Below are 26,469 nucleotides of genomic sequence, written 5' to 3'. Positions count from 1 at the left end.
CCACGTGTTTATGACGAACTCCGTTTCCCCGCACCAAGGGTCCTTGCAATCACTCGAGCTATTCGCGGGCGCAGGAGGATTGGCTCTTGGCATGACCAAGGCCGGCATTCAGCATCACGGCGTTATCGAGTGGAACACCGACGCTTGCGAAACGATTCGTCAAAATCGGACTGCAGGGCACAGCCTCGTACAACATTGGCCGGAGCCAACCGAGGCTGACGTGCGCGGTGTTGATTTTTCGCCGTTTCAGGGCATCGACATCCTCAGTGGTGGCCCACCATGCCAACCATTCTCGGCAGGTGGCAAGCATCAAGCCTTCCTGGATACGCGCGATATGTTCCCGCAGGCGATTCGAGCTGTCAGGGACATCCGTCCCCGCGCCTTCATGTTTGAGAACGTCAGGGGATTAACACGTCCATCCTTCGCGAACTATTTTGCGTACATCCTTCTTCAGCTTGAATACCCTAACTTGATTGCAAAGCCGTCTGAACAATGGTCAGAACATCTTTCGCGGCTTGAGCGACATAAAACAAGGGGTGCAAAGCCAGAGTATCGGGTCATCTTCCGGGTTCTCGATGCGGCCGATTTTGGTGTACCTCAGAGACGCCATAGGGTCGTTTTCGTCGGTATTCGCGAGGATCTCAAGAAAGAGTTCTCCTTCCCGTGGCCCACCCATACTCAAGAGGCGTTGTTGTTTGATCAGTACGTTTCAGGAGACTACTGGGAGAGACATAAAGTGGCCAAGAAGGCCAGACCCAACCCGCCTCCGAGTCTGCAGAAACGAATTCTTCACCTACGAGATGCGTTGAGACCGACGATGGGCCAACCATGGCAGACTGTCCGTGACGCCATCTGCGATCTTCCCGATCCGGAAAAGTATCCGAACAACAAAATTCAGGCGCATCGTTTTCAGCCCGGTGCACGTTCTTACCCGGGCCACACAGGCAGCCCCTTAGATGAACCTTCCAAGGCGCTAAAAGCGGGCGACCATGGCGTGCCTGGCGGGGAAAATATGATGCGGCAGTTAGATGGGACTGTGCGCTATTTCACTGTACGCGAGAGTGCCCGCATCCAGACCTTTCCGGATGATTACCATTTTTCGGGCTCATGGGGAGAGGTAATGCGGCAACTCGGGAATGCAGTCCCCGTTGATCTGGGCCGGGCAGTTGCCTCACGTTTGGTCGAAGTTCTGGTTTAAAAAACCTTTAAACCGTCACAAACCTGCGTCGATGATCCCGACACCATGAGCCGGTGTCGCTTAGTCGTCGTTCTCCTCGTCTACATCTTCCTTCGTGGCCTCTGGATTTCCGACATCACCCAGATCGTAATTAGGCCCCCCGCTCACTGGGGAACACGCTATCAGTCGCCATAAAGGGCTTTTGTAAGGACGCTCATCGTTCACATACAAAACGACTTTACCTCGCAGAACTGTCAAAATCCACCCCTCTGGAAGGGCCTGATGAATTTTAAGTAGCAGGTCTTTCAATCTCGCAGATTGGGTCATCTGAGGAAAAGACACTTGGACTTTCTCCAGCTTCGAAGCGCCCGGAATGTTGCGTTTCTGGATCCGGAAAGTGAACTTCAGCTGCTTCTTTAACCAATCCAGATATTTTGCTAGCGATAGGGTATCTTCGAGATCTATATCCGGCAGGTCTATGATCGCATCAAGATCCAAGGGATACTTTTGATCAAAAATTGAAACGCGCTGAGTATCGCGTTCAACACCGGGATCGTTCGAACCGAACCCTGATTGATTCCATTCAGGCCGGGTGCTGGATCCTTCGATCTCGCCCATCTTCTGGAAAAGCTGAAGCAATAGTGACTCGGTATCAAGGGCAGCCAATGACGCAACTTTGACGGCCTTGAATTTCATTTCTGACCAGTCAATACCCTTCCTTCGCTTAAGTGTCTTGTAGTGACGTAACAGTCGCTGCTGCAATCCAGCCTTGGCATCCGATTTACCAATATAGACAATACGATCGCCCAGCAGAAGATAATAGGCTCCCCTCGCCTTTGCTTCGACCGCCGATTCGATATTCTCGGGCGTCAACTCCAGCGGGGCAAGCAAATCAAAATACGGCCCGAGCTGCCTCATCAAGGCGTGCTCGAAATCTAGCTCGAATTCCGCGAACCCCTTGGCGGTAGGGTCAGGACCTTCCCACGCCGTATCGATTGCCATGAAAACGCGGTGCCACCGCTCCATTGGATGACTCGCCATCTTGATCCCTTCAAATGGAAGAGTCAGTGTATTCAATATGGCATTCCGTACTTTTGCTTTTCGCGCCTTCTTGCTATTCAATGCAGCCTCCCTGACTTATAGTTGCGATCAACTATTTGTTTATAGCAGACTTGAGCCACGGCAGTCTCAAGTCTGAAGTGCAACACCCGCGAGTTATTGCCTGATCAGTGGACGGTAGCCTGATGCGATTCGGCGATACCCCGCATAAGTTCTGCAAAGACCTGAATGGGGCTCCGCCAGTTCAAGGTTTGACGAGGCCGGTTGTTGAGTAAATCAGCCATGGCATCGAGCGCATTTTGGTCGTGCACGGACAAGTCGGTGCCCTTGGGCAGCATTTGGCGCAACAGTCCGTTGGTGTTCTCACAGGACCCTCGCTGCCAAGGACTGTGGGGGTCGCAGAAGTACATGCGGATGTTGGTGGCGCGGGCCAGTTCGCGGTGCCGAGCCATCTCCCGGCCTTGGTCGTAGGTCAGCGTCTGGCGCAACGGCTGAGCGTGGCGGTAAAGGCTGCGAGCGCAGATTCGGCCGTGGCATCGGGCATCTTGGCCAGCAGCACCAAGCGCGTGCTGCGCTCGACCAACACGCCCACGGCTGAGCGGTTGTTGGCTCCCTTGATCAGGTCGCCCTCCCAGTGCCCAGGCATGACCCGGTCGTCCACCTCAGGGGGGCGCACATGGATGCTAACCATCTCCGGGATCTGGCCCCACCAGTCCTCGCCCGCAGAGCGAGGGCGGCGCGTGCTCTTGCTCTTGCTCTTGCTCTTCAGTACTGCGGCGGTCTGGTTCAGCAGCGCGGTTCCCGCCAGGCGGCCAACGCGCTGCGGCAGGGGCGGCTGCTCCTTGTCGGACTGCGCCGCACCGCCGCCGCGCTCCTGACGGTGGTGGCAGGCTGCGCCGTCTTCGCCGACGCTGCCCACGCGTCTGGCGGCCCGCCCGCGCCGACGAGCTGTCGCCTTTCCGCCTTCGTCGAAGAGACCGATCCGGCGGGGCTCAATGTGCGTGCGGCCCCTTCGAGCGCGGCGCCCGTGCTGGTCGCACGCGTCCGTCGAAGGACGCGGCCGCATCCGTCAGATTCAAGGATGAGCTGCTCTTCGACAGTGACGGTGCCATCGACGCCGGTCGTCCTGTGGACTGCCGCGGTGCCTGGGTGCAGGTCGATGGCGACGAGGCACGCTTCCCCGCGGACCTCCGGCAGCTATTGCAGGTCTCGCCCTCCGCTCGAAACGCCCTGACGAGGCCCCATATCGAGCGCCTGCTCCCGGAGGCCCCAAGGTGAGCCTTTGGCGGCTGTGCGCTTCTTACGCTCGGATCGCCCCCTTCCCTCCACCCCTGTGCTTTATGAGCCAGGGATCGTGATCGTGTGCCAGGGCCGCAAGCGCGGTTATTGGGCCGACAAGGTGTACCTCTACGACGCGCAGCACTATTTGGCCGTGTCAGTCCCCGTCCCGTTCACGATGGAGACGGACGCCAGCGCGGACGAGCCCTTGCTGGCCATCTACCTGACCATCGACCTGGCTGTCCTGGCAAAGCTCGCGCTCGACCTCGACGCGTTGACCTCCCCAGCGCAGGCCGAGCCGGCCGGCATGATCTCGACACCGATGGATGAAGCGATGTCCGAGACGGTGCTGCGCTTGCTTCAGGCCATGGCCCACCCCGTGGAGGCTCGGCTTCTTGCACCGGCCATCGTGCGCGAGATTTACTACCGCGTCTTGAGTGGCGCACAGGGCGCATCGATGCGCAGCACGCTCTCCAGACAGGGGCAATTCGCCAAGATCACCAAGGCAATCCAGCGTATCCACAAGAACTTCCGCGATCGGCTGACCGTGGAGCGTCTCGCGGCGGAAGCAGGCATGAGCGTCCCGACCTTCCATGCCCACTTCCGCCTGGTGACGCACTCGTCGCCGATTCAATACCTGAAGTCGGTTCGCCTTCACCAGGCACGCCTGATCATGCTGCGCGAAGGCACAACCGCAGCTGCGGCATGCCTCGAGGTGGGATACGAAAGCGCGTCGCAGTTCAGCCGGGAGTTCAAGCGCCTCTTTGGGCGCAGCCCCGGGGAGGAGGTGGCTCACCTCAAATCGAGCTTCACGATGCCTCGTCCACCAGGCAGGCAGGTCTGGGTTGCATCCCATTGAGAATGTTGGGCCCTTCGCTGCCTGAGACCGCTGTCAGAGACCGCTGCCAGAAGCCGCAGCGAGGATGCAGAGGATGGCCCATTTCACCGCCCCCCCGGCACACCAGCAAGCCAGCGCAGCCCAATCCGGCCCATGGTGAGCGTCATTGGCGCCTGAGCCCCTTCAGGGACGGGGAGGGCGGCTCCAGGGTCACCCACCACTGTCCGTTTGTCGCGCCTGGATGCATTTCGCGCCACCGCGCAGCGGATTGGTCGCGACGGCGTGGCGGCACCCGCCGCAGACGCAGACACTGCATTCCATCGACACACCAACACCCCCACCCAAGGAGAAATCACCATGAACACCACCAGCATCAAGGCCCTTGTTTTCGGCTTCCTGGCCACCGCCGCTCTGGCTGCCGGCGTCGTGCATGCAGAAGTTCAGCGCGATCGTGCCGCGTCGGTCATCACCCTGGAGACCGTCTATGTCACCGGCAAGCGCGTCGTCGCCCAGCAGGACGTGCAGACGCTGCCGACCGTCTACGTGACCGGCCGCCGCAACAACAGCGAGGCCAACACCCTCCAGGTGGCCGCCCTGTGAGCCGCCGCCAGCCTGCGGCGGGGCCGCCGCTGCCCATCACTTGCCCCCTCCAACGCCCGACCGCAAGGTTCGGGCGTTTTTCATGATGGCGTGCGCTTGCTCGCCGCTTGCGCGATGATGGTCCCACTCTTGGAGATATCCACTTCCACCTGAGATCGGTCCCCATGCACAAAGACCCCGCCACCCTCGCCGGTACCGTCCATCGCCTGACCCTCGACAGCCAGGTCCTGGCTGGCAACCTCGTGCAGGCCCCCACCCGGCGCATCATTGATGTCTACATCCCTCACGGCCACGACGGCCGGGACCTGCCGCTGCTGGTGGACATCGTGGGCTTCACCGCCGGTGGCCCGGCACACACCAACTGGAAGAGCTTTGGCGAGAACCTGCCCGAGCGGCTGGACCGCCTGATTGCCTCCGGCGCCATGCCTCCGGTGGTGGTCGCCTTCCCGGACTGCTTCACCAAACTCGGCGGCAACCAATACGTCAACTCGGTAGCCATGGGGCGCTGGGACGATTTCCTTCGTGATGAGGTGGTGCCCTTCGTGGAAGACCGCTTCAGCTGCGGCGGCAGCGGCCGGCGCGGCCTGTTCGGGAAGTCCAGCGGCGGCTACGGCGCCATGGTCCACGCCCTGCTGCATCCGGACTTCTGGAGCGCGGCCGCCGTGCATTCCGGCGACATGGGCTTTGAACTGCTCTACCGCCACGAGTTTGTCCCCGTGCTGCGGGCGCTGGCCAAGCAGCCCGACATCGGCCAATGGGTGGACGCCTTCTGGGCGGCCCGCAAGCCCAAGGACAGCGATATCCACATCATCATGATGCTGGCCCAGGCCGCGAGCTTCGACCCCGACCCTTCCGCCCCCTACGGCGTCCGCCTGCCAGTCACCCTGGACACCTGCGAGCTCATTCCGGACCGCTGGGCTCACTGGCTGGCCTGGGACCCGCTGACGCTGGTCGAATCGCACGGACCAGGGCTCAAAGCGCTCAAGGCGCTGTACATCGACTGCGGGGATGTGGATCAGTACAACCTGGTCTATGGTGCGCGCCGCATGCACCAGCGTTTGAACGCATTGGGCATTCGTCACACCTACGAAGAGTTCGACGACGACCACACCGCCGTCGACTACCGCATGGACATCAGCCTGCCGATTCTGGCCAAGGCATTGAGCTGAGAGATCTACCGCCTGGCCCGTCCGTAGTGGTGCCAGCGCAGCGGGCGCCGGAACAACGCCGGACGGGCGCGGGCCGTCCGGCAAGAGTGACCGAGATACCGCTCAGAAGCAGTGTTCCCTGCCCCAGAGCCGAAGGCTCGAGATTCAATCCGGCTTGATCTTCGCCGCAGTGATCAGCTTGGCGTAGCGCTCACGCTCGGCATGCAGGAAGCTTGCAAATGCAGCCGCATTGCCGGGCGTGGCCTCGCCGCCCGCAGCCGCCAGCCGCTCCTTCACCTCCGGCGATCCGGCGGCCTTGAGCGCTGCCGCCCCCAGCTTGTCCAGCACCGGCTTGGGCGTGCCGGCGGGGGCCATCAACCCATACCAGACGGAAGCCTCGAAGCCGGGGTAGCCGGACTCCGCAATCGTCGGCACGTCCGGCAGCAGGTTCGAGCGCTTGGCGCTCAGCACGGCCAGCGGGCGCAGCTTGCCGCTCTTCACATGCGGCAGCACCTCCAGCGCATTCAGGGCCACCACCGGCACCTGGCCGCCAATCACGTCCGTCAGCGCCTGGGAGCCGCCCTTGTAGGGCACATGCATGAGGTTGATGCCGGCCTTGCTGGCAAACAGCTCCACAGCAAGGTGAGGGGTGGAGCCATTGCCCGGTGTGGCGTAGGGCACGTCATCCGGCTTGGCCTTGGCGGCGGCGATCAGCTGCGCGAGTGTCTTGTAAGGGGAATCCGCGCTGACGCCGATGACCACCGGCACCCGCCCGATCAGCACCAGTGGGACCAGATCCTTCTCGACGTCATAGGGCGCTGGTTGATACAGCGCCATGTTGGCGGCCACCGCATTGGCGGCCATCAGCAGCGTGTAGCCGTCGGCCGGCGAGGTGATGACCGACTTGGCAGCGATGTTGCTGCCACCGCCCGGCCTGTTGTCGACGATGACCGGTTGGCCCAGCTCGGCCTGCAGCTTCTGGCTCACGGCCCGTGCCACCACATCCACGGCGCCACCGGCCGAGTACCCCACCACCACCTTGACCGGTCCGGTCGGGAAACTTTGCGCATGCGCCAGAGTGGCGCCGAGGGTCAGTGCCGCGCCGGCGAGCAGGAAGAATCGCTTGTGCATTGAAGCTTTCGGTCGTTGAATCCGTCAGGGAAGGCGAAAGCCAGGATCGGCTTCCGGCAAGCAACAGCGGCTGACCCCAAGGTCAGCCCGCGCTCGCGGCGATTCTGCGCAGCGTGGTTCGCCCCACCAAGCTCAGAATGGCGCTAGCTGATATGCGAGTTCGGCATGGTCAGAACGCCGACCAGCGTCACGCCCGTAACGACGGATCACCCCAGCCCGGCGCAGGCGCCCGGCACAATCCGACGCCTTTGAGCCTCGGACCTCTGATGAATCGCCTCCCTGGTCTTGACCTGCTGCGCGCCCTGGCCGTCACCTGGGTGATGCTGTTTCATTCCTTCCTCGTCGGCGGGCTGGGCGATGATTTCGCGTGGTTGTCGCGCTTCGGCTGGGCCGGGGTGGACATGTTCTTTGTGCTCAGCGGTTTTCTGATCGGCACGCAATGGCTCAAGCCTTTGGCTGCGGGCGAAGCGCCCCGTTTCCGCGCCTTCTACGCTCGCCGGGCATGGCGGGTGCTGCCGGCGTTTCTGGTGGTGCTGGCGGTGTATGTCGCGTTTCCCGCCTGGCGCGAGGCGCCCGGCCTGCAGCCCTGGTGGCAGTTCGCCACCTTCACCGTGAACCTGCTCATCGACTACGCCAGGCATCCCGCCTTCTCGCACGCCTGGTCGCTGTGCGTCGAGGAACATTTCTATCTGCTGTTCCCGCTGCTGGCATGGGGGCTCGCCCGGCGGCGCTCCGTGGTGCTGACGGTCAGCCTCTGTGCGGGGCTGGCCATGGCCGGTGTGGCCTTGCGCACCGGCATCTGGCTGCATGACGATGCCACCTCACCCGACCGCGCCTGGTATGTGGAGGATTTGTATTACCCCACCTGGACCCGACTGGACGGACTGCTGGCCGGGGTGGTTCTGGCGCTGATCAAGGTCTATCGGCCCCAGCACTGGGCACGTCTGATGGCCAGGCCCGCTGCGGCGTTGCTGCTGGGCGTGACCTTGATTACCGCTGCACTCTGGCTTTTCCGGGACCGCACCGGCTTGCCCGCCAATGCCGTCGGGTGGCCGCTGTTGTCGGCCGGCATGGCCGGTCTGCTGGTGGCGGCTGCCAGCCCTCGCAGCGGGATCGGACGCTGGTCGTTGCCTAGCGTGGGCTGGGTGGCCACCCTCTCGTACAGCCTCTACCTCAGCCACAAGCTGGTGATGCATGCGGTGGACCAGGCGCTGCCAACGTCCGTGAACGGTGGCTGGCGCTTCGTGGCCCATGGGGTGGCCATCCTGGCGGGCGGTGCGGCCCTTCACTATCTGGTGGAACGCCCGGGGCTGAAATACCGTGACCGCACCTCAGCGGCGACTGCGACTGCGACTGCGACTGCGAGTGCGGGTGCCACTGCCCGCTCAGCACGCAGCGCCGCCTGACTACTCGCGAATCGCCGCCCAGGACAGGCCAAACTTCATCAGGTACTTGCGCAAGCGATCCGCGTCATTCACGACCGTGCGCTGCGTGCGGGAGCGGTCGAACAGCCGGCGCCCCGCCTCCGACAAGGTGCCGGACTCTCGGCACACCCGCACCACCGCCTCGAGCTGCACCCGGTCGAACAGATCCAGGCCGTCCCACACATCGGGCGCGAGCAGGGTGCTCAGCGCCAGTGTGTCGGCCGTGGCCTCGCCAGCCGGCTGCCACAACCAACGCAGACGCTGGATCTCTGCATCCACCAGCGCGGTGGAGATGCGCCCGCCGTCGGCCAGCGTCGCCATGCGGGTCACGCTGGAGAGCAAATCACGGAAATTGCCGCTCCACAGGGCTTCGGCGGAACGGGCAAATTGCAGGTATTTCGTCTTGGCTTCCGCGCTGAACCGCACCGCCCGTCCAGCTTCGGCCCCGAATCGGGCCAGCAACTGGTCCATGTTGGGTTCGATGTCTTCGGTGCGCTGCGCGAGCCCGGGCAGGGTGTAGGCCCAGAGGTTGATCCGGGCAAACAGGTCCTCGCGGAAGCGCCCCTGGGCCACGTCCAGCCGCAGGTCCCGGTTGGTGCCCGCAATCAGCTGGAAGTCGCTGCTGACCTCGCGGTCACTGCCCATCGGGAAGAAGCGCTTTTCTTCCACCGCCTTCAGCAGCATGGCCTGCTCGTCCAGACCCAGTTCACCGATCTCGTCGAGGAAAAGCACGCCTTGATGCGCCGTGCGCAACAGCCCGGCCCGGTCCGCTGCCGCGCCGGTAAAGGCGCCCTTCTTGTGACCAAACAGCGTGGACGCCGCACTGTCGCCACGCAGCGTGGCGCAGTTCACCTCCACAAAGTCCCCTTCCACCTGGTGCCGGGAGCGCTTCAGCTCGAACATCCGTCTTGCCAGGTGCGACTTGCCCGCGCCGGTGGGGCCAGTGAGCAACACGGGGGCCTGGGAGCGAACGGCCACCCGCTCGATCTCTTCAATCAGCGCATTGAAGCGCTTGTTGCGGGTGGCCACGCCGCTTTTCAGGAAGTCCAGCGCCTCGTCATGGGCCTGGCTGAAGCGCTGCGCCAGCACGTCATAACGGGAAAGGTCCAGGTCGATCAGCGTATAGCTGCCGGGGTCGCCAGGACGCTGTTTGCGCGGGGGCGAGGTTTGCAGCAGCACGCCCGGAATGAACCGCGACTCCACCATCAGAAACATGCAGATCTGGGCGACATGGGTGCCGGTGGTGATGTGCGCCCAGTACTGCTCATGCGCCGGATCAAAGCGATAGGCGCGGGCCCAGTCATACAGCGCCGCATACATCTCCCCGAAGTCCCAGGGGTTGGAGACCGTCATGGGCACCAGGTTCACCACGGTGTCGGGAGACACATTGGCCAGGTCGTTCACCAGTTGCCGCGCCAGTTCCACATGCTTTTTGTCGTGCAGCAGCTCAATGCGGTCGACCACCGTGTCTTCATATTGACCCAGTGACACCGTGGGGCGCCACTTGGACCAGCGGCCGGCGCCCATCCCGGAATCGAGCTGGGAGCCGAGAAATCCAATCACGACCGTTTTCTTGGACATAGCACTTTGGCGATTGAGCTAGCCAGAAGTCTAGCTTTTCCCAGCCACGGCCGGGCTCCTGAATGCCACCAATCGAATTTAAACCGGAAATATCCCAATCAATTCAATGACTTAACAACAAACACCTGCCAAGCTGGCAAGACCTGGCACACCTGTTGCGATAAGAAGGGCACAAACAAGACGTTGAATGAAACAGGGAGCCACCTCATGGTCAACACGCAACTCTTCCACACCAGCAAGGGCGCCTTGCTGCCCGCCGCGACGGCCCGCAATGCCTCCCAGGCGCCGGCCTATGCGCTGAGCCCTCGCCATCAGCTGGCCCAGTTGGCCGCAACCGGTTGCCTGAGCCAGACCTTCCACGCGAATCCGCAAGATCAGCTCGACCGTGTGCTGAGCCTGGCGCAAGGCCTGGCACCCGCCGAAGTGGCCAAGACGGCCGTGTATGCTCGCCAGAAGGGCTACATGAAGGACATGCCGGCATTGCTGGCCGCCAGCCTGGCGGTGAGCGACGTGGCCCTGCTGAGCCAGGTGTTCTCCCGCGTGGTGGACAACGGCAAGATGCTGCGCAACTTTGTGCAGATCCTGCGTAGCGGTGCGGTCGGCCGGAAGTCGCTGGGTACTCGTCCCAAGAAGCTGGTGCAGCAATGGCTGCTGAATGCCTCGGAGAAGCAGTTGCTGAATGCGGCCGTGGGCACGGCGCCGTCACTGGCCGATGTGGTCAAGATGGTGCACCCCAAGCCTGCCGAAGCCTGGCGTGCCGCGTGGTTGGCCTGGTTGATCGGTCGCCCGTTTGACGAGGCCGCGCTGCCACCCATCACCCAGGCCTTTGAGCGCTTCAAGCGTGCGGCGGCGGAGGGTGCGGAAGCCGAAGTGCCGGATGTGCCCTTCCAGATGCTGACGGCCTTGCCCTTGACCGCCGCCCAGTGGGCGCAGGTGGCCCGCCAGGGTTCGTGGCAGATGGTGCGTCAGAACCTGAACACCTTTGCCCGGCACGGCGTGTTTGAACAACCCGGCATGACGCAGGCGATTGCCGATCAGCTGCGCGATCCGCAGGCCGTGGCCCGTGCCCGAGTGATGCCGTTTCAGCTGATGGCCGCTTTCAAGGCCGCCAGCGGCGCCATTCCCCACGAAGTGCGGGAGGCGCTGCAGGACGCCATGGAAGTGTCACTGGCTCAGGTGCCCACGCTGGCGGGTCGGGTGGTGGTGTGTCCGGACGTGTCGGGTTCGATGCGTTCTCCGGTGACCGGCTACAAGGGTTCGGCCACAACGAGTGTCCGCTGCATCGACGTGGCAGCGCTGGTGGCAGCCGCCGTGCTGCGCCAGAACCCGCAGGCTCGCGTGATGCCCTTCGAGCAATGCGTGGTGCCGCTGCGCTTGAATCCACGGGATTCGGTGATGACCAATGCGCAGGCATTGGCCGCCATCGGCGGCGGTGGCACCAATTGCAGTGCGCCGTTGGCCTTGTTGAATCGCGAGGGGGCCCAGGTGGATGTGGTGATCATGGTCTCGGACAACGAGTCCTGGATGGACGCCCGTCGTCAGGGGGCGACGCAGACCCTGCGTGAATGGGAAGCGCTGAAGCAGCGCAACCCCCAGGCGCGCCTGGTGTGTATCGACCTGCAGCCCGGTGCCACCACACAGGCGGCGGAGCGGCAAGACATCCTGAATGTCGGCGGCTTCTCGGATGCGGTCTTCACCATGGTGGCCAACTTCGCCGCCGGGGAGATGAACGCCGATCACTGGATGGGTGAGATCGACAAGGTGGCACTGGTGGCGCAATAACGGCGGCCCGATGCTGCGCCACAGGCGCCGCCTTTTTTCATTGCATATCGTCGCGTGGCGAATGCAGGTGGGACTCCATGTCAATGTGTCTCACCGACTGTTGGTCGCCACGCGGGGAGGGTCGTTTTTTTTGTTGCACGAATGCAGGCAGGACTACATCGGTGGGCCGGGAGGTTCGAACCCTCCGCTGGGAAACCAGTCAGGCAAATGTCCTGCCGATCTTGTCGTGCACTTTTTTTGAGTTGAGATGCCCTGCTGCGAATGCAGGTGAAACTACAGCCTTCCACGCTCGTGGTCGCGGGTTCGAATCCCGTCGGTTCCAAATCAGGGGGACCGTAGCTCAGCGGTAGAGCACGATTGTTTCACCCCACCTTGTCGCAGCAGGGCATCGCTCATCGCCAATCCGGCCAAAGAGCCATGGCCGCACCAGCCATCGCGAGCCAGCCACCGATGTGTCCATCATGACCCGCGTGGGCATGGAGGAGATCGGGGCGGACACCACGGGCGGGTCTGGGGGACCGCAGGGGGTGCGGCGGTGCGGTCTACTGGCTGAATCACCAGTAGGTGCCAGCTACAATCGGTCGCCGCACACAGGGCCGCCGGGCGCTCCGCGTCCACCGCAGTGTGGACCTTCCCCCAACATGGATTGCCTGGATGGGCCGCAGTGAAAGCGCAGTGAAAGATCAGACCGCCTGGACACCTCCGGAGGCGCCGGAGCGCCAGCCGGTGGCCACCACCCAGACGCTGCTCGGCCTGGCCAAGGCGCTGATCGGCGAAGCCCCGGTCAGCGAAGCGGAACAGCAACTCCTGCAGACCGTCCCTGCCTGCGCTGACGCGGCCCTCGTCCAGGCCACCCTCACCGACATCCGCGCCGGCGAAGATCCGCTGGGCGCGCTGTTCTGCACGCTGTTCCATGCCACGACCCGTCGTCCGGAAGGCCAGACCTTCACGCCGGAGCCGGTGGTGCAGGGCATGGTGGGCTGGGCGCACCGCCAGGGCCGGCCCGTTGCCCGGCTGGTGGACCCGGGGGCGGGCTCCGGCCGCTACACCCTGGCGGGGCTGCGTGCATTCCCGGACGCCGAAGCCGTGGCCGTCGAGAAAGACCCGCTGGTGGCCCTGCTGCTGCGCGCCAACCTGGCCGCCGCCGGGCTCACCCATCGGGCCACCGTGCTGGTGGGCGACTACCGGGAACTGTCACTCGCGCCGGTGGACGGGCCGACGCTCTTCATCGGCAACCCGCCGTATGTGCGGCATCACGACATCAGCCCCGGCTGGAAGACCTGGTACTCCTACTGTCTGGCCCATGCCGGCCTCAAGGGCAGCCAACTGGCCGGTCTGCACCTGCACTTCTTCCTCAAGACCCGCCAGTTGGCGGTGCCCGGCGACTTCGGCGTGTTTGTCACCGCCGCCGAATGGATGGATGTGAACTACGGCCAGGCGCTGCGGGACATGCTGGCCGATGGCCTGGGCGGCACCGATGTGTTTGTGGTGGCGCCCGAGTTGCAAGTGTTTGAAGACGCCATGGTGTCGGCGGCGATCACCTGCTTTGAACCCGGCCATGCCCAGGCGCACCTGCGCTTTCGCTCCATCCAGAACCCCGACCAGTTGAGGGCCCTGCCGGCCGGCCGCGACGTTGCGCGCGACACGGCACGGCACGAAAGCAAATGGTCCATTCTGGTCCGTGGGGGGCGCCCGCCACGTCGGGCCGATCAGATCGAGCTGGGGGACCTGTTCCAGGTGTCGCGCGGGCAGGTCACCGGGCTGAACCGGGTGTGGGTGCATTCGGACAAGGCGCCCCCTCTCCCGGAGTTCTGCCTCATCCCGGCCATCACCGACGCCGCCGACATTTCCTCCGCGCCCGGCCAGGAGATTCGGACGCTGGAGCGCTTGCGCCGCGTGGTCAGCCTGCCTCGAGACCTCTCCGGCCTGCCGGCCGCACAGCGCCGGGCCATCGACACCTTCCTCGAATGGGCGCGCCAGCAAGGCGCGCATGAGGGCTATATCGCCCGGCATCGCAAGCCGTGGTGGCACGTGCACCTGCGCGACCCCGCGCCCATCGTCATGACCTACATGGGGCGCCGCCCGCCGGCTTTTGCCCTCAATGCCGGCGGCGCCCGCCTGATCAATGTGGCCCACGGGCTCTACCCCCGTCGGCCGCTGACCGACACCCAGCTGCGCCGGCTGGTGCAATGGCTCAATGTGAATGTGAGCACTGAAGCGGGACGGGTGTATGCCGGTGGGCTGACCAAGTTCGAGCCCTCCGAGGCGATGCGCATTCTGCTGCCGCGTGACCTGCTGGACTGAGCAACGATGGCTACGCATCCCCCCCTGTCACGCGCGCTGCCGGTACTGGCGCCACTGGAGCAGATCCAGGACGACTGCCGGCAGGCCCGCGCCGAATTCCGCAGCCGCCGTCTGCTGGACCCGCTCAAGGATTACAACAGCGTCTATCCCGAAGCCATCGAAGCGGCGACGCTGGTCATCGATGCGCTGGACCGGTTGCTCGTCATACCGGCCGGGCCGGGCGCGGATGCCGAGCTGCTGTCGGGCATCGTCGGCCACAAGCTGCAGTTCCAGGCGCTACGGGCGCTGGCGGCCCCGCCCATCTCGGAAGACGATCTGGACACCTTGCTGGACGCCAGCGTCAACAAGACGGCGGTTCGCAAGCAGCCGCTCCTGGCGGACGACATCGGCCGGCTGCTGCTGGCCGCGCTGGACCCGCATCGATTCCCCTGGGTGCTGGACGGCCGAGCACCAACCGATTTCGAGCGGCATACCGCCATCACGTCCACCGCCGTGCTGATCAGCATGAACACGGTCTACACCCGGCGCCGCAGTGATGAGCGGGACCAGTTGGAGGGCCGGCTGGAGCAATTGCTGATCAACAAGGGCTACAGCCGGGCGCCCGCGCCTCGTGGTGGCATTGCCGACGTGGGCATGCTGCCGCCGCGCGGCGTGTTCATGCGCCAGTGCAAGCTTGGCAAGCACAACGCCGACCTGGTGGTGATGCTGTGGGATGGCCGCCTGCTGGCGATTGAATGCAAGGCGTCCAACAGCACGGTCAACGGCGAGAAGCGGCTGAACAAGGAAGTGGTGGCCGATGCCGGTGACTGGTATGCCCAGTTCGGGCGGTCCAACCTGGTGGCCGCCGCCCTGCGCGGGGTGTTCAAGCCGGGCAAGGTGCGGGAAGCCCAGGAGCAGGGCGTGTATCTGTTCTGGTGGCACCGGATCGACGCGCTGGCGGCGTTCCTGGATCGGGCGCGTTAAGGAGAGCGCGTTAAGGAGAGCGCGTCAGGGGGAGCGCGCCAGGGAGGGTGCGTCAGGGAGTCTGCGTGAGGTAGGGCACATCCACCTGGGCACATCCGCAGGGTGCATCCGGCTGGGCGCTTCGGGCGGAACGCGCCAGGGTGGAACATGGCAGTCAGCGCCCGCCCGCCAGCCAGGCAGGTGCGTCTGGAGGCAGGCTCAGCTACGGCTCCTCCCGCCCGGCCGTGACGCCAGAACAATGCCTGCCAGCACCAGCACGCTGCCCATCACGAAGGTCGGCGCCAAGGATTCCCCCAGCAGCCAGATGCCCAGCACCACGCCCAGCAGCGGTGTGAGGAATGAGAACACGCCCAGGCGCGACGCCAGATAGCGGCGCATCAGCCAGAACCAGGTCAGAAAGCTGACAAAGGACACCACCACGCTGTGGAAGCCCAGATGCACCCACACCCGCGGCGTCGGTTCAAACTGCCATTGGCCGGTGAGCCCGACCACCGGCAGCAGCCAGACGACCGCGCCCACCAATTGATAGAGAAGGGTTTCGGTCGCAGGCGCTTGCGTCAGCCGCGTGGTGCGAATGGTGATGGTGGTGGCGCCCCATGCCATACCGGCCAACAGGGCCAGGGCATCTCCCAGCCAGGCCGCGCTTGCGGGGGTCTGCCCTGCAGGCGCCCCCTGGCCCTCGTGGACCATCTGCCCCTCGTGCCCACCCAGAAAGGCCAGTGCCGTACCACCGAAGGCAAGCGCCACTCCGATCCACTGCCTTCGGGCCAGCCGCTCCTCCGGCCGCAGCAGATGCAGCCCCAGCACCGCAAACAAGGGCGCCGTATAGAGAAACACCACCACATGGGCCGCTGCCGTCAGCCGCAGCGCTTCCGCCACCAGCAGGAATTCCAATGCAAACAGGCTGCCAACGGCCGCCCCTGCACCCCACCGGCTCCGATCCAGCCGCTCCCGTCGCCACGCCATCAGCCCACCCAGCAGCACCGCGGCAACCAGGGAGCGCAGCGCCACCATCAGCATCGGGCTGATCTGGTCTGACACAGCCTTGAGCGAGATCTGTTGCAGGGCCCAGGTGAAGCACAACAGGGTCATCACCACGATGGCCCGCACATCCAGGGCGCCGGGCAGGGCACTTGTCTGCCACTGCGTCGAATGCAGCTCTTGCGACGTGTTCGTGGTGTTTGTGGTGTTGGGGGTGTTGGGGGTGTGCCCACAGGATGCAGCAGGTGCGGTCGACACAGGCGGAGCCGCCGCCAGTGCGGATGGAACGGCCGGAGTGGGCATCTGAGAACTCATGGTGAGGCGGACTGTGCGGCAGTCCCATCGCTGTGACAAGCGCATAATTCATCGCGTTCCCATTCGATCCTCGAATGCATGAAAGACCTGCAGACCGATTGGCTCAAATGCTTTGTGGCGGTGGTGGACGCCGGCTCCCTGACCGCCGCCGGCGCTGAGGTCCATCGGTCCCAATCTGCGGTGAGCATGCAGCTCAAGAAGCTGGAGGCGGCCGTGGGCTGCCGGCTGCTGGAGCGCGACGCCCGCCAGCTGCAGCTGACTGACGAGGGCCGGACCCTGCTCGGATACGCCCGCCGCCTGCTGGACCTGCAGGCGGAGGCCCAGGCCGCCTTGCAAGGGGAGCCGCTTTCCGGCCTGGTGCGCCTGGGTGTGCCGGACGACTATGCCAGCCGCTACATGACCCCGGTGCTCAAGCGTTTTGCGCCACGCCATGGCGGTGTGGAAATCCAGCTGGACTGCGAACAGTCCACCTCACTCATCCCTCGCGTGGCCAGCGGGGACCTGGACCTGGCGTTGATCTCCCGGGACCACGCGCGGCGCGGCACGCTGCTGTTCCATGAGCCGATGGTGTGGGTGGGCTCGCCACAGTTCGACGTATGGAAGCGCACGCCGCTGCCGATTGCGGTCTACGAAGCCGAAAGCCTGGGGCGACGCAGCGCGCTGCAGTCGCTGGCGGTGCAGGGTCGCCCGTACAAGGTGGTCTACAACAGCTCCAGCCTGGCCGGGCAGATTGCTGCGGTGGAAAGCGGCCTGGCGGTCGCGGTGCTGACGCAATGCAGCGCACCCGCCCATCTGCAGGTGCTCGGCGCCGAGCATGGGCTGGGGCCACTGGCGCCGATGGAGGTGGCGGTCTATCGGAGCGCGACGTCCAAACAGTCCAAGGCGGTGGACCATCTGCACCGGATGCTGGTGCAGACCCTGCGGCAGGCGGGATGAACGGGGCAAACAGCGGGGTGAGCGGCCGAGCGAACGGCGGAGTGGACGTCCGGGTGAACGGCGGGGTGAGCAGCGGGGTGGTCGGCGGGGTGAGAACCAGGAAAGAGCCGCGTGCGGGCACTGAGGGTCAAGCCACGCGGGCACGGGTCCGTGCGGCCACATCCACCAGCCAGGGCGACTGCTGCGCCTGCCGCGCCGCAAAGGCCTGGATGTCGGCCGCATAGGTCAGCGACAAGCCGATCACGTCCAGGCCCTCCATCAGCATGCGGCGATGGCGGGCCGACAGCTCAAACGGCCACACCTGCGCACCCGCACGCAGCTCACAGGTGTCCAGCGCGATGGAGATGTCCAGGGTGGGATCGGTGTCCACCGCCGCCATCAACGTGGCCACCACGTCGGCGGGCAGCATCAGCGCCAGCAGTCCGTTGTTCATCGCGTTGGAATAGAAGATCTCGCCAAAGCTGGGCGCAATCACCGCACGAATGCCATATTGCTGGAGCCCCCAGACCGCATGCTCCCGGCTGGAGCCGCAGCCGAAATTGGCGCCGCCCAACAGCAGGCTGACGCCCTGAGCGGCCGGTTGATTGAGCACGAACCCGGGCCGGGGCAGGCCTTGCGCGTCAAAGCGCAGGTCATACAGCAGGCCCTGCGCCAGGCCGGCCTTGTTGATGCCGCGCAGGAACTGCTTGGGCATGATCTGATCGGTGTCCAGGTTTTCGATGCGCAGCGCCGCCGCGCGGCCCTGAATGGCGGTCCGCTGGGTCAGGTGGGTCTGGTGGGTCTGTTCAGCCATTCAGCATCTCCAGGCGTCGGACATCGGTGAGGGTGCCGGTGACCGCTGCAGCAGCGGCCATCGCCGGACTCATCAGGTGAGTGATGGCGCCCCGCCCCTGTCGACCCTCGAAGTTGCGGTTGGTGGTGGAGGCGCAGCGCTGGCCGGCGGCCAGCACATCGTCATTCATGGCCAGGCACATCGAGCAGCCGGGCTGGCGCCACTCAAAACCGGCGTCCTGCAGCAGCGCAGCAATGCCTTCGGCTTCCGCCTGGCGCTTCACCGCGCCTGAACCGGGCACCACCATCGCCCGGACACCCGCCGCCACACGCCGACCCTTCACCACGGCGGCCACCGCACGCAGGTCTTCGATACGCCCATTGGTGCAGGAGCCGATGAACACATGCTGCACCGGCGTGCCCTCCAGCGTCGCGCCGGCCGGCAAGGCGGTATAGCGCAGGGCCTGCTCGGTGCTGCGGCGCTCCGGCCCTTCCGGTTGCAGCTCCGGCACCGGAATGCGCTCGTGGATGGCCATGACCTGGTCCGGGCTGGTGCCCCAGGTGACCTGGGGGGCCACGTTCGACGCATCAAAACCATGCTCGACGTCGAAGGCGGCGGCGGCATCCGAGTGGAGGCCGGCCCACTGCGCCAGCGCCTGCACCTGTTGATCGGCATCGATATCGGTGGCGCGGGCCAGCACATAGCGGATGGCCTTGTCATCCGGGGCAATCAGGGCGCCGCGGGCGCCGGCTTCCACCGCCATGTTGCACAGGGTGAAGCGCGCTTCAATCGACAGCGCATCGATGGCGCTGCCACAGAACTCCACCACAAAACCCCGCGCTCCCTGGGCACCGATGCGCCCGATGATGTGCAGGATCAGGTCCTTGGCGGAGATGCCCGGCGGCAGCACGCCATCAACCCGCACCCGCATGTCCCGCGCCAGCCGGTAGACCAGCGTCTGGGTGGCCAGCACATGCTCCACCTCCGACGTGCCGATGCCAAATCCCAGCGCACCAAGCGCGCCGTAGGTGGTGGTGTGGCTGTCGCCGCAGATCACCACCATGCCGGGGCGGATCATGCCGTGCTCGGGCGCCACCACATGTTCGATGCCCTGGAGCCGGTCCTGGGTGTCAAACAGCGCGATCTGATGGCGGGCGCAGTTGCGGGCCAGATGGCTGGCCTGCAAGGCGGAGGGCGGGTCGTTGATGACACGCGGCAGGGCTGGATGGGTGGGGATGATGTGGCTCACCACCGCCACATGCCGGCCCGGCATCGGCACACCTCGCCCTTTCTCATGCAGGCCGGCAAAAGCCTGGGGGCTGGTGTATTCATTCATCAGGTGCAGGTCGCAGAACAGCAGCACATGCTGCTCATCCAACACCGTGACGGTGTGGGCGTCGACCAGCTTGCGGTAGAGGGTCCGGGCGGTCATTGCAGGTCCTCCAGCAGGAACGGCAGGGCACGCTGCAGCAGGGCCTGCGGTGCCTCTTCGGCGATGTAATGCCCACAGGGCAGCGCTTCGCCCCGCACATCCGTTGCCACGCGGCGCCATTCGGCCAGCGGATCGAAGCAGCGGTGCACCACGCCCTGTTCCCCCCAGAGCGCCAGCAGGGGTGTGGCCAGCCGATGCCCCCGGTCGCGGTCTTCACGGTCATGCACCAGGTCGATGCCGGCGGCGGCGCGATAGTCCTCACACACCCCGTGCGCAGTCTCCGGCTGACGCGCACATCGGATGTATTCGGCCAGGGCGCGGGGGTCAAACGGCGCCAGGCCGGCATTGCGGCGGCCCATCACCTCACGGACATAGGCTTCCGGGTCGGCCAGGAGGAATCGCTCCGGCAGCGGTGCGGGCTGGATCAGGAAGAACCAGTGCCAGTACGCACGGGCAAAGGCCTCGCTGGTCTGCTCATACATCGCCAGGGTGGGCGCAATGTCCAGCAGCACCAGGCGCTGCACGGCATCGCCATGGTCGGCCGCCAGCCGGTGGGCCACCCGGGCGCCGCGGTCGTGCGCCATCACCCGGAAGCGGCCATGACCCAGCGACTGCATCACTCGCAGCATGTCACGGGCCATCACCCGTTTGCTGTAGTTCTCATGGTCGGGCAGGCCGGTCGGCTTGGAGGAATCCCCATAACCCCGCAGGTCGGCCAGCACCACGGTGAAATGCCGAGCCAGCGCTGGCGTGACCTTGTGCCAGAGCGCATGGGTCTGCGGATGGCCATGCAGCAGCAGCAAGGGCGGGCCACTGCCGCCCACCCGGGTCTGGATATGGACGCCCTCGTCGGTGTCGACGGTCTGGGCGGCGAAGCCGGGAAACAGCTCGGACATGGTGGGGTTCTCCGGGGCCTGAGGGGGTGGCAATCGATGCCGGTGAGCCGATCCTAATCCCGCGATCAAGCGACACAATGTCACCTCATGAACATCTTTAGTGCGCCAGATTCACGAATGGGCGGCTTCTCCGACCTGAGCTTCTTTGTGCTGCTGGTGCGGCGAGGCAGCCTGGCAGCGGCCGCCCAGGAACTCGGGATCACGCCTTCCACGGCCAGCAAACGGCTGGCGGCGCTGGAGCAGCGCTTGGGCGTGCGGCTGCTGCATCGCACCACGCGGCGCATCAACCTGACTCCGGAAGGTGAGACCTATCTGGTGGAGGGCACGCGGGTGCTGGAAGACCTGGCCGCACTGGAGGAGACCGTCGCGGGCCGGGGTGCCCGCCCGCAGGGCCTGCTGCGGGTGAGCGCCTCGCTGGGCTTCGGACGGCAGCAGGTGGCACCGCTGCTGGGCCGGTTTGCGGACGCCTACCCGGAGGTGGAAGTGCAGTTGCATCTGAGTGACCGCCCGGGCCATCCGGTGGACGAAGCCTTTGACCTGCAGGTGCGAGTGGGAGAACTGCCGGACGCTCGCCTGACCGCTCGCAAGCTGGCCCACAACCGGCGCGTCCTGTGCGCGGCCCCGGCCTACCTCGCCCGCGCCGGCGTGCGCGGTCTCCCCGGGACCTGGCCCGGCATGCCTGCCTGTTCCTGCGCGAAGGGGATGAGGTTTTTGGCACCTGGCACCTCACACAGGGCGGACAGCAGGAAGCGGTAAAGGTGCGGGGGCCCCTCAGCACCAATGACGGCGCTTCGGCCATGGCCTGGGCGCTGGAGGGTCGGGGCATCGTGATGCGGTCGCAGTGGGACGCCGCCGAGGCGCTTCGGCAGGGGCGGCTGCTTCCCGTGCTGCCGGAGTGGAGCCTGCCACCGGCCGACATCTGGCTGGTGTTTCCCACCCGGCACCATCTGGCGGCCAAGACCCGGGCGCTGGTGGAGTTCCTGGTGGACGCCATGGCGCAGCGGCGGTCACCCGGCGATGCGATCTGCGGGCCATGGTGAGCCTCTGCCCAATTGGTCAATGTGGTCACAACTTCTACACGCCGCATACACGCCGCACACCTGCTGCACCACTACCGTACACATCACTCTGTTTTAATCATGCCGTCCGCCACTGTGCCTGTTGATGCCATGCGTTTAAGCCTGACCACCCTGTCCGCCGCTGCCACCCTGGCACTGGCCTCCCTCGCCGCCCATGCCGAGAGTTTTGTCTCCTCAGCCTCCAGCGCGGGTTCTGAATCCTCTGGCAGTGTGTCCAATTCCATCGGCTCCTCCAGCAACAGCTCCAAAAAGGACGACCGCAAGGTGGGCCAGGGCCGTTACCGGGTGGTGGATGTGGCGGAGGCCAAGGACCGCCCGGGTGTGATGCAGGTGGCCCTGCAGGCGGACGAGGGCGTCTCGCCGGAAGCGCTGCAATCGTTCAATCTTTACGTGCCCGGCAAGACGCTGGAACAGCAGCCGTTGGCCAAGGGCCAGCGGGTGCAGGTCAAGGAGCGGACCTACGGTCTGGAGTTTTCCGATGACGCGTCGCAGCGGCCCTTCTTCCTGGTGCTGGACGACGGGTGGCGCCAGCAGATGAGCGCGAAGGTGGTGAAGATCTGACCAGCGGCCCTGTTGGTTCTGTTCGCTCTGTTCGCCCCCATTCGCCTCGATGACCCGTTCGGAGGCGACACACCGTTACCCCCTCGACGCTCCCTGAGCGGGAGGGGGGTCGCTGCGCTGCTGCTCAGCGTCCCGCTGGCCGCACAAGCTCAATCTCTGGGACTGTGCGAGCGTTCGCACGCGGTTTCGGCAGGTGACCAGGATCTGATCCTGCGTTTCACCGCCACCGTGATGCGGGAATTGGCCCGCGACGGCGCCAACATCGCCCTTGTGTCCCGTGCCGGCACCGACCTGCGTCGGTTCGGCATCCGCTATTCACACGCCGGGCTGGCGCTCAAGGACAACCCGGAAGGGCCTTGGTCCGTGCGCCAGCTCTATTACGTCTGCGACGAGTCGCGCCCCCGGTTGTTTGATCAAGGACTGGCCGCATTCCTCCTGGCTGGGAAGGCCACCGGCCCGATCTTTGTCTCCATTGTCACGTGGCCAGCAGACGCAGACGCAGACGCAGGCGGTGGGGTGGCCAGTGGCTCGGGCAGGTGGCAGTCGGGCGAAGCACTGCACGATCGCGCCCTGGACAAAGCCACCGCCTTGCGGCTGCTGAGCGACCGCTACAGTGCCAACGCCTATGCCTATGGCCTGCGCTACCAGAACTGCAATCAGTGGGTGGCGGAGATGCTGGCTGCGGCTTGGGACCCTCACAGCCAGCCGCAGGTGAAGACGCAGGCGCCAGGAACAGGAACACGTCAAGGGCAAGGGCAAGGGCAAGGGCAAGGGCAAGGGCCAGTCCCCGTGCCTGTGTCCACGCCTCGCTACGACCGCGCCCAAGCCCAGGCGTGGCTCCGGTCCCAGGACTATCAGCCAACGGATGTGCAGGTGAGGTCCCACGGGTTGATGTTCATCGGCCAGTGGGTGCCGCTGCTGCACATGGACGACCATCCACTGGACGATCTCTACGCACTTCGAATGCGCGTCAGCCTGCCGGACTCGCTGGAGCGGTTCGTGCGTCAGCAGGCGCCCGGTGCACAGCGGGTGGAGTTGTGCCTGAATGAGCGCCGGGTGGTGGTTCACCGGGGATGGACGCCGCTGGGCGACGACTGCCAACCGGTACATCCGGATGATGAAGTGCAGACACTGGACTGAGTTCAACCGGTCAGCAGTCAGCAGTCAACATTCATCAGTCAACATTCATCAGTCAACATTCATCAGTCAACGGTGGCTGCTGGCTGGCCGTTGGTCGCCGCTTGTTGCCGCTTATCGACCGGCTCCAGCCACCGCTGCCACCCCATGGCGGATAAGGGCTAGGCGATAGCCGTTCAGTCCCCGTGCCCACCGACCACCACGCCATGGGCCGATGTCCTCATCCCCGAAGCGGTTTCAGTGGGTTGCACATGCTCCCGGAACAGCACCGCCAGTCGTGCCGCTTCCTGGTCGACATCATGGCTGGCCATGACCCGCAGGCGGGCGGCCTCCCCCATGCGCTGCAGCGTGGGGTCGTCACACGCCAGGCAAGCCGCCATGGCGCGTGCCAGGGCCTTGGGATCGCCCGCAGGCACCAGCCAGCCGTTCTCCTTGGGCACGACCAGCTCCGGAATGCCTGCAATCGCCGTACTGATGACCGGCCGACGCAGCGCCATCGCTTCCATGGCCACCACCGGCAGCCCTTCGGCAAAGCTGGACACCACCAGCGCCCGGGCCGCCAGCATCTCCTCGCGCACCTGATCGCTGCCGATCCAACCGGTGATGCGCACATGGCGCTGTAGCTTCAGCTCGGCGATCCGCTTTTCAATGGGCCCGCGCAGTTCACCGTCCCCCGCCAGCACCAGCTCAAAATCCACGCCGTCCGCCGCCAGCCGGGCCGCCGCTTCCAGCAGCAGCAGATGCCCCTTCTGTTCGCACAGCCGGCCAACCGCCACCAGCCGGCGCCCGGCGGCCGGCACCGGCTGAAAGGTGTGGAACGCGGGATCCACCCCGCAGCGCACCACCTCGATCTTGGGCCAGTGGGCATGGTCCACCCAGCGGTAGACCTGGCTGCGGCAGAAGGAGGTGATGGCCACCACAAATCGCGCACGGCGGATCTTTTCGCCCAGATGCAGCGATTCGGGTTTGTCGAACTCTTCCGAGCCATGGCAGGTGAAGCTGTAGCCCAGCCCGCCCAAGGCTTCAATCAGCAAGGCCACCTCGGTGGAATTGGTGCCGAAATGCGCGTGGACATGGCTGATGTCGTGTTGACGCAGCAGCCGGAGGGCCATGCAGGCTTCGGCCAGGTAGATCAGGTGCAGCGGCATCGGTCGGTCCGCCCGGTGACCCAGGCGCAGCGCCAGGGCCAGCGCCTTGAAAAGGCGCGCGGGTGACGCCAGCGCCTCCGATACGGTCGCCCCCAGCAGCGGCAACAGCCCGCCGCGCAGTAGGTAATGGGTGCGGGTCTTTTCCTGCTGGTCCTGAGGGTCCGGCGCGGCGTCATCCCAACCGCGCACGGCCACCCGTAGCACCTCCATCCCTTGCCGTTCCAGCGCGATGATCTCGCGCCGGATAAAGGTGTGGCTCACCTTGGGATAGTGATTGATCAGGTAGGCGATTTTCATCCTGAAGTCTCCATGCCCCCACCCGCCCCGCCTTGGCGCAGCGTTGAGGTGTCAGATGTCAATTTGGTGAGTGCCTGGCGGCTTGGAGACCGCTTTTCTGCGTCTTTTGCCCCACTGTGGTGCCCCTATGCACCATGGTTGCTGGGACGCTTCGCTGCAATCCCCTAAAGAGGGCACACGGCTCTCCCGAGCCTGCCGATGCGTGCCGGCATCGCAGCGCGAGCCCATACGCTAAATGAGCTAGCCATCTTTCTCGTTTTGAATATTCGCAGCCGGTTGCGTGTTCCAACCACTTCCGCCGAAGATTCAAATATTCTTTGCAAATCAAGAACTTAGAATTCTTTCGCGACAACGCCCAGCTGTTGGCACAGGCCTTGCGCTAAGCAGGACACCTGATCAAAAGAGAAAAACATGAACTACAAGACGCAAGAAGTCCCTGGCGGTGTGCCGGTGAAGATGTGGACCCAGGGCGTTCCGGTGGAGCCGGAAGCCATGCAGCAGCTCTCCAATGCCGCCCGCCTGCCGGTGGTGTTCAAGCATGTGGCGGCCATGCCGGATGTGCACTTGGGGATCGGCGCTACCGTCGGCTCGGTGATTCCCACCATCAAGGCCATCATTCCGGCGGCCGTGGGCGTGGATATCGGCTGCGGGATGATGGCCGCCAAGACCACGCTGCGCGCCGAAGACCTGCCCGACAACCTGGGCCCGCTACGCTCGGCGATCGAACGCGCCGTTCCACACGGCTCGTCGCCTCGCCACCGCGGCCGCGACCAGGGCGCCTGGGAAAACCCGCCGGCGCTGGTGGACCAGATGTGGAGCACGCTGGTGGAGGAATTCGACGCATTGTGCGAATTGCACCCGCGCCTGAAGAACACCAACAACCGCAAACACCTGGGCACGCTGGGAACCGGGAATCACTTCATTGAGATCTGCCTGGATGAAGCCGGCTTTGTCTGGTTCATGCTGCACTCCGGTTCTCGCGGTGTCGGTAATGCCATCGGCACTCACTTCATCGAACTGGCCAAGAAGGATGCAGAACGCAACCAGCGCAATCTGCCGGACAAGGACCTGGCCTATTTCGAGGAAGGCGCCCAGTACTTCGGTGACTATGTCCGCGGGGTGTCATGGGCCCAGAAATTCGCGATGCGCAACCGTGAAGTGATGATGGCCAACCTGATGGCCACGGTGCGTAAGCTCATTCCCAAGCCCTTCGAATCCCATGTGGAAGCGGTGAACTGCCACCACAACTATGTGCAGAAGGAGACCCACTTCGGGGAAGAAGTCTTTGTGACCCGCAAGGGCGCGGTGAGCGCCAAGCGCGGCCAGCTGGGCATCATTCCCGGAAGCATGGGGGCACGCAGCTACATCGTGCGTGGCCTGGGGAATCCGGAGAGTTTCGAGAGCTGCAGCCACGGCGCCGGCCGCGTGATGAGCCGTACCAAGGCGAAGAAGATGTTCACCGTGGACGATCAGATCAAGGCGACCGAAGGCGTGGAATGCCGTAAGGACGCCGACGTGATCGATGAGATTCCGATGGCCTACAAGGACATTGATGCGGTGATGGACGCGCAGAAGGATCTGGTGGAGGTGGTGCACACCTTGAAGCAGGTGGTCTGCGTGAAAGGATGAC

General features: G+C 64.8%; 20 protein-coding genes and 2 pseudogenes. 13 read left to right on the top strand and 9 right to left on the bottom strand.

What is annotated here, in order from left to right:
- The first annotated feature begins 10 nt into the window (after positions 1-10).
- Positions 11-1,198, top strand: a complete 1,188-nt coding sequence (locus OU995_RS05305; protein ID WP_267834475.1) for a DNA cytosine methyltransferase — start codon at positions 11-13, stop codon at positions 1,196-1,198.
- Between the two features lie 60 nt (positions 1,199-1,258).
- Here OU995_RS05305 and OU995_RS05300 read toward each other — a convergent pair whose 3' ends face one another.
- Together OU995_RS05300 and OU995_RS05295 are read right to left on the bottom strand one after the other, a co-directional pair.
- Entirely contained in the window at positions 1,259-2,299 is a 1,041-nt protein-coding gene (locus OU995_RS05300) for a hypothetical protein (RefSeq protein WP_267834474.1), read from the bottom strand.
- A gap of 104 nt (positions 2,300-2,403) precedes the next feature.
- Positions 2,404-3,302 (bottom strand): annotated as a pseudogene (locus OU995_RS05295) (IS30 family transposase).
- 216 nt (positions 3,303-3,518) lie between these two features.
- Here OU995_RS05295 and OU995_RS05290 point away from each other — a divergent pair.
- The 3 genes from OU995_RS05290 to OU995_RS05280 all read left to right on the top strand — a co-directional run bounded on the left by OU995_RS05290 (position 3,519) and on the right by OU995_RS05280 (position 6,121).
- Entirely contained in the window at positions 3,519-4,373 is an 855-nt protein-coding gene (locus OU995_RS05290) for an AraC family transcriptional regulator (RefSeq protein WP_420714813.1), read from the top strand.
- A 336-nt stretch (positions 4,374-4,709) separates the two neighbouring features.
- The gene (locus tag OU995_RS05285) at positions 4,710-4,952 is read left to right on the top strand and encodes a hypothetical protein (RefSeq protein ID WP_267834473.1); all 243 of its coding nucleotides are present in this window, start codon (positions 4,710-4,712) and stop codon (positions 4,950-4,952) included.
- A gap of 164 nt (positions 4,953-5,116) precedes the next feature.
- Positions 5,117-6,121 carry an alpha/beta hydrolase gene (locus OU995_RS05280; protein ID WP_267834472.1) on the top strand — a complete coding sequence of 335 codons (1,005 nt, stop codon included), beginning with the start codon at positions 5,117-5,119 and terminating at the stop codon, positions 6,119-6,121.
- Between the two features lie 144 nt (positions 6,122-6,265).
- Here OU995_RS05280 and OU995_RS05275 read toward each other — a convergent pair whose 3' ends face one another.
- On the bottom strand, positions 6,266-7,231 hold the full coding sequence (locus OU995_RS05275; RefSeq protein WP_267834471.1) for a Bug family tripartite tricarboxylate transporter substrate binding protein: 966 nt from the start codon (positions 7,229-7,231) through the stop codon (positions 6,266-6,268).
- 266 nt (positions 7,232-7,497) lie between these two features.
- Here OU995_RS05275 and OU995_RS05270 point away from each other — a divergent pair, with 266 nt between their 5' ends.
- A complete protein-coding gene (locus OU995_RS05270) occupies positions 7,498-8,637 on the top strand; it encodes an acyltransferase family protein (RefSeq protein ID WP_267834470.1) in 1,140 nt (379 codons plus the stop codon).
- Here OU995_RS05270 and rtcR read toward each other — a convergent pair whose 3' ends face one another.
- Positions 8,638-10,236, bottom strand: coding sequence for an RNA repair transcriptional activator RtcR (rtcR, locus tag OU995_RS05265; RefSeq protein WP_267834469.1), 1,599 nt, complete (start codon positions 10,234-10,236; stop codon positions 8,638-8,640).
- A gap of 207 nt (positions 10,237-10,443) precedes the next feature.
- On the opposite strand from rtcR, the gene OU995_RS05260 reads away from it, so the two are divergent.
- The 3 genes from OU995_RS05260 to OU995_RS05250 all read left to right on the top strand — a co-directional run bounded on the left by OU995_RS05260 (position 10,444) and on the right by OU995_RS05250 (position 15,285).
- Positions 10,444-12,018, top strand: coding sequence for a vWA domain-containing protein (locus OU995_RS05260; protein ID WP_267834468.1), 1,575 nt, complete (start codon positions 10,444-10,446; stop codon positions 12,016-12,018).
- 654 nt (positions 12,019-12,672) lie between these two features.
- Positions 12,673-14,322 (top strand): class I SAM-dependent methyltransferase, encoded by a 1,650-nt coding sequence (locus tag OU995_RS05255; RefSeq protein ID WP_267834467.1) that lies wholly within the window; start codon positions 12,673-12,675, stop codon positions 14,320-14,322.
- Positions 14,323-14,328: 6 nt separating this feature from the next.
- Positions 14,329-15,285, top strand: coding sequence for a XamI family restriction endonuclease (locus OU995_RS05250; RefSeq protein WP_267834466.1), 957 nt, complete (start codon positions 14,329-14,331; stop codon positions 15,283-15,285).
- Positions 15,286-15,483: 198 nt separating this feature from the next.
- Here the strand turns inward: OU995_RS05250 and OU995_RS05245 are convergent, their stop codons facing one another.
- Positions 15,484-16,377 carry a DMT family transporter gene (locus OU995_RS05245; RefSeq protein WP_267836184.1) on the bottom strand — a complete coding sequence of 298 codons (894 nt, stop codon included), beginning with the start codon at positions 16,375-16,377 and terminating at the stop codon, positions 15,484-15,486.
- Between the two features lie 282 nt (positions 16,378-16,659).
- Between OU995_RS05245 and OU995_RS05240 the strand changes: the two genes are divergently transcribed.
- Complete coding sequence (locus tag OU995_RS05240; protein WP_267834465.1) at positions 16,660-17,517, top strand: LysR family transcriptional regulator; 858 nt, start codon at positions 16,660-16,662, stop codon at positions 17,515-17,517.
- A 127-nt stretch (positions 17,518-17,644) separates the two neighbouring features.
- Here OU995_RS05240 and leuD read toward each other — a convergent pair whose 3' ends face one another.
- The 3 genes from leuD to OU995_RS05225 are packed head-to-tail and all read right to left on the bottom strand — an operon-like array spanning position 17,645 to position 20,617.
- Positions 17,645-18,310 carry a 3-isopropylmalate dehydratase small subunit gene (leuD, locus tag OU995_RS05235; RefSeq protein WP_267834464.1) on the bottom strand — a complete coding sequence of 222 codons (666 nt, stop codon included), beginning with the start codon at positions 18,308-18,310 and terminating at the stop codon, positions 17,645-17,647.
- Positions 18,303-19,721: a 3-isopropylmalate dehydratase large subunit gene (gene leuC, locus OU995_RS05230; protein ID WP_267834463.1), complete on the bottom strand. Its 1,419-nt coding sequence runs from the start codon at positions 19,719-19,721 to the stop codon at positions 18,303-18,305. Before leuC ends, leuD begins: the two co-directional genes overlap by 8 nt.
- Positions 19,718-20,617, bottom strand: a complete 900-nt coding sequence (locus OU995_RS05225) for an alpha/beta fold hydrolase (RefSeq protein WP_267834462.1) — start codon at positions 20,615-20,617, stop codon at positions 19,718-19,720. The genes leuC and OU995_RS05225 overlap by 4 nt, the downstream gene beginning before the upstream one ends.
- A 117-nt stretch (positions 20,618-20,734) precedes the next feature.
- Between OU995_RS05225 and OU995_RS05220 the strand changes: the two are divergent.
- The 3 genes and pseudogenes from OU995_RS05220 to OU995_RS05210 all read left to right on the top strand — a co-directional run bounded on the left by OU995_RS05220 (position 20,735) and on the right by OU995_RS05210 (position 23,397).
- Positions 20,735-21,657, top strand: a pseudogene (locus OU995_RS05220) (LysR family transcriptional regulator).
- Positions 21,658-21,756: 99 nt separating this feature from the next.
- Positions 21,757-22,257 carry a hypothetical protein gene (locus tag OU995_RS05215; RefSeq protein WP_267834461.1) on the top strand — a complete coding sequence of 167 codons (501 nt, stop codon included), beginning with the start codon at positions 21,757-21,759 and terminating at the stop codon, positions 22,255-22,257.
- 12 nt (positions 22,258-22,269) lie between these two features.
- Entirely contained in the window at positions 22,270-23,397 is a 1,128-nt protein-coding gene (locus OU995_RS05210) for a DUF2145 domain-containing protein (protein WP_267834459.1), read from the top strand.
- Positions 23,398-23,570: 173 nt separating this feature from the next.
- On the opposite strand, the gene OU995_RS05205 is transcribed toward OU995_RS05210, so the two are convergent.
- On the bottom strand, positions 23,571-24,839 hold the full coding sequence (locus tag OU995_RS05205) for a glycosyltransferase (RefSeq protein ID WP_267834458.1): 1,269 nt from the start codon (positions 24,837-24,839) through the stop codon (positions 23,571-23,573).
- A gap of 411 nt (positions 24,840-25,250) precedes the next feature.
- Here OU995_RS05205 and OU995_RS05200 point away from each other — a divergent pair, with 411 nt between their 5' ends.
- A complete protein-coding gene (locus OU995_RS05200) occupies positions 25,251-26,468 on the top strand; it encodes an RtcB family protein (protein ID WP_267834457.1) in 1,218 nt (405 codons plus the stop codon).
- Position 26,469 lies beyond the last annotated feature (1 nt).

The sequence above is a fragment of the Roseateles sp. SL47 genome, from assembly GCF_026625885.1.
GTDB lineage: Bacteria > Pseudomonadota > Gammaproteobacteria > Burkholderiales > Burkholderiaceae_C > Roseateles.
Note: the sequence above shows the minus strand (reverse complement) of the source record. Positions and strands in the feature narration are given on the sequence as shown.

Excerpts from the sequence above, each read along its gene's own strand:
- OU995_RS05250 (WP_267834466.1), top strand. The coding sequence starts at position 14,329 with ATGGCTACGCATCCCCCCCTGTCACGCGCGCTGCCGGTACTGGCGCCA.
- leuD (WP_267834464.1), bottom strand. The coding sequence starts at position 18,310 with ATGGCTGAACAGACCCACCAGACCCACCTGACCCAGCGGACCGCCATT.
- rtcR (WP_267834469.1), bottom strand. The coding sequence starts at position 10,236 with ATGTCCAAGAAAACGGTCGTGATTGGATTTCTCGGCTCCCAGCTCGAT.
- OU995_RS05275 (WP_267834471.1), bottom strand. The coding sequence starts at position 7,231 with ATGCACAAGCGATTCTTCCTGCTCGCCGGCGCGGCACTGACCCTCGGC.
- OU995_RS05255 (WP_267834467.1), top strand. The coding sequence starts at position 12,673 with ATGGGCCGCAGTGAAAGCGCAGTGAAAGATCAGACCGCCTGGACACCT.
- OU995_RS05270 (WP_267834470.1), top strand. The coding sequence starts at position 7,498 with ATGAATCGCCTCCCTGGTCTTGACCTGCTGCGCGCCCTGGCCGTCACC.
- OU995_RS05205 (WP_267834458.1), bottom strand. The coding sequence starts at position 24,839 with ATGAAAATCGCCTACCTGATCAATCACTATCCCAAGGTGAGCCACACC.
- OU995_RS05225 (WP_267834462.1), bottom strand. The coding sequence starts at position 20,617 with ATGTCCGAGCTGTTTCCCGGCTTCGCCGCCCAGACCGTCGACACCGAC.
- OU995_RS05215 (WP_267834461.1), top strand. The coding sequence starts at position 21,757 with ATGCCGTCCGCCACTGTGCCTGTTGATGCCATGCGTTTAAGCCTGACC.
- OU995_RS05305 (WP_267834475.1), top strand. The coding sequence starts at position 11 with ATGACGAACTCCGTTTCCCCGCACCAAGGGTCCTTGCAATCACTCGAG.
- OU995_RS05280 (WP_267834472.1), top strand. The coding sequence starts at position 5,117 with ATGCACAAAGACCCCGCCACCCTCGCCGGTACCGTCCATCGCCTGACC.
- OU995_RS05260 (WP_267834468.1), top strand. The coding sequence starts at position 10,444 with ATGGTCAACACGCAACTCTTCCACACCAGCAAGGGCGCCTTGCTGCCC.
- OU995_RS05245 (WP_267836184.1), bottom strand. The coding sequence starts at position 16,377 with ATGACCCTGTTGTGCTTCACCTGGGCCCTGCAACAGATCTCGCTCAAG.
- leuC (WP_267834463.1), bottom strand. The coding sequence starts at position 19,721 with ATGACCGCCCGGACCCTCTACCGCAAGCTGGTCGACGCCCACACCGTC.
- OU995_RS05200 (WP_267834457.1), top strand. The coding sequence starts at position 25,251 with ATGAACTACAAGACGCAAGAAGTCCCTGGCGGTGTGCCGGTGAAGATG.
- OU995_RS05285 (WP_267834473.1), top strand. The coding sequence starts at position 4,710 with ATGAACACCACCAGCATCAAGGCCCTTGTTTTCGGCTTCCTGGCCACC.
- OU995_RS05240 (WP_267834465.1), top strand. The coding sequence starts at position 16,660 with ATGAAAGACCTGCAGACCGATTGGCTCAAATGCTTTGTGGCGGTGGTG.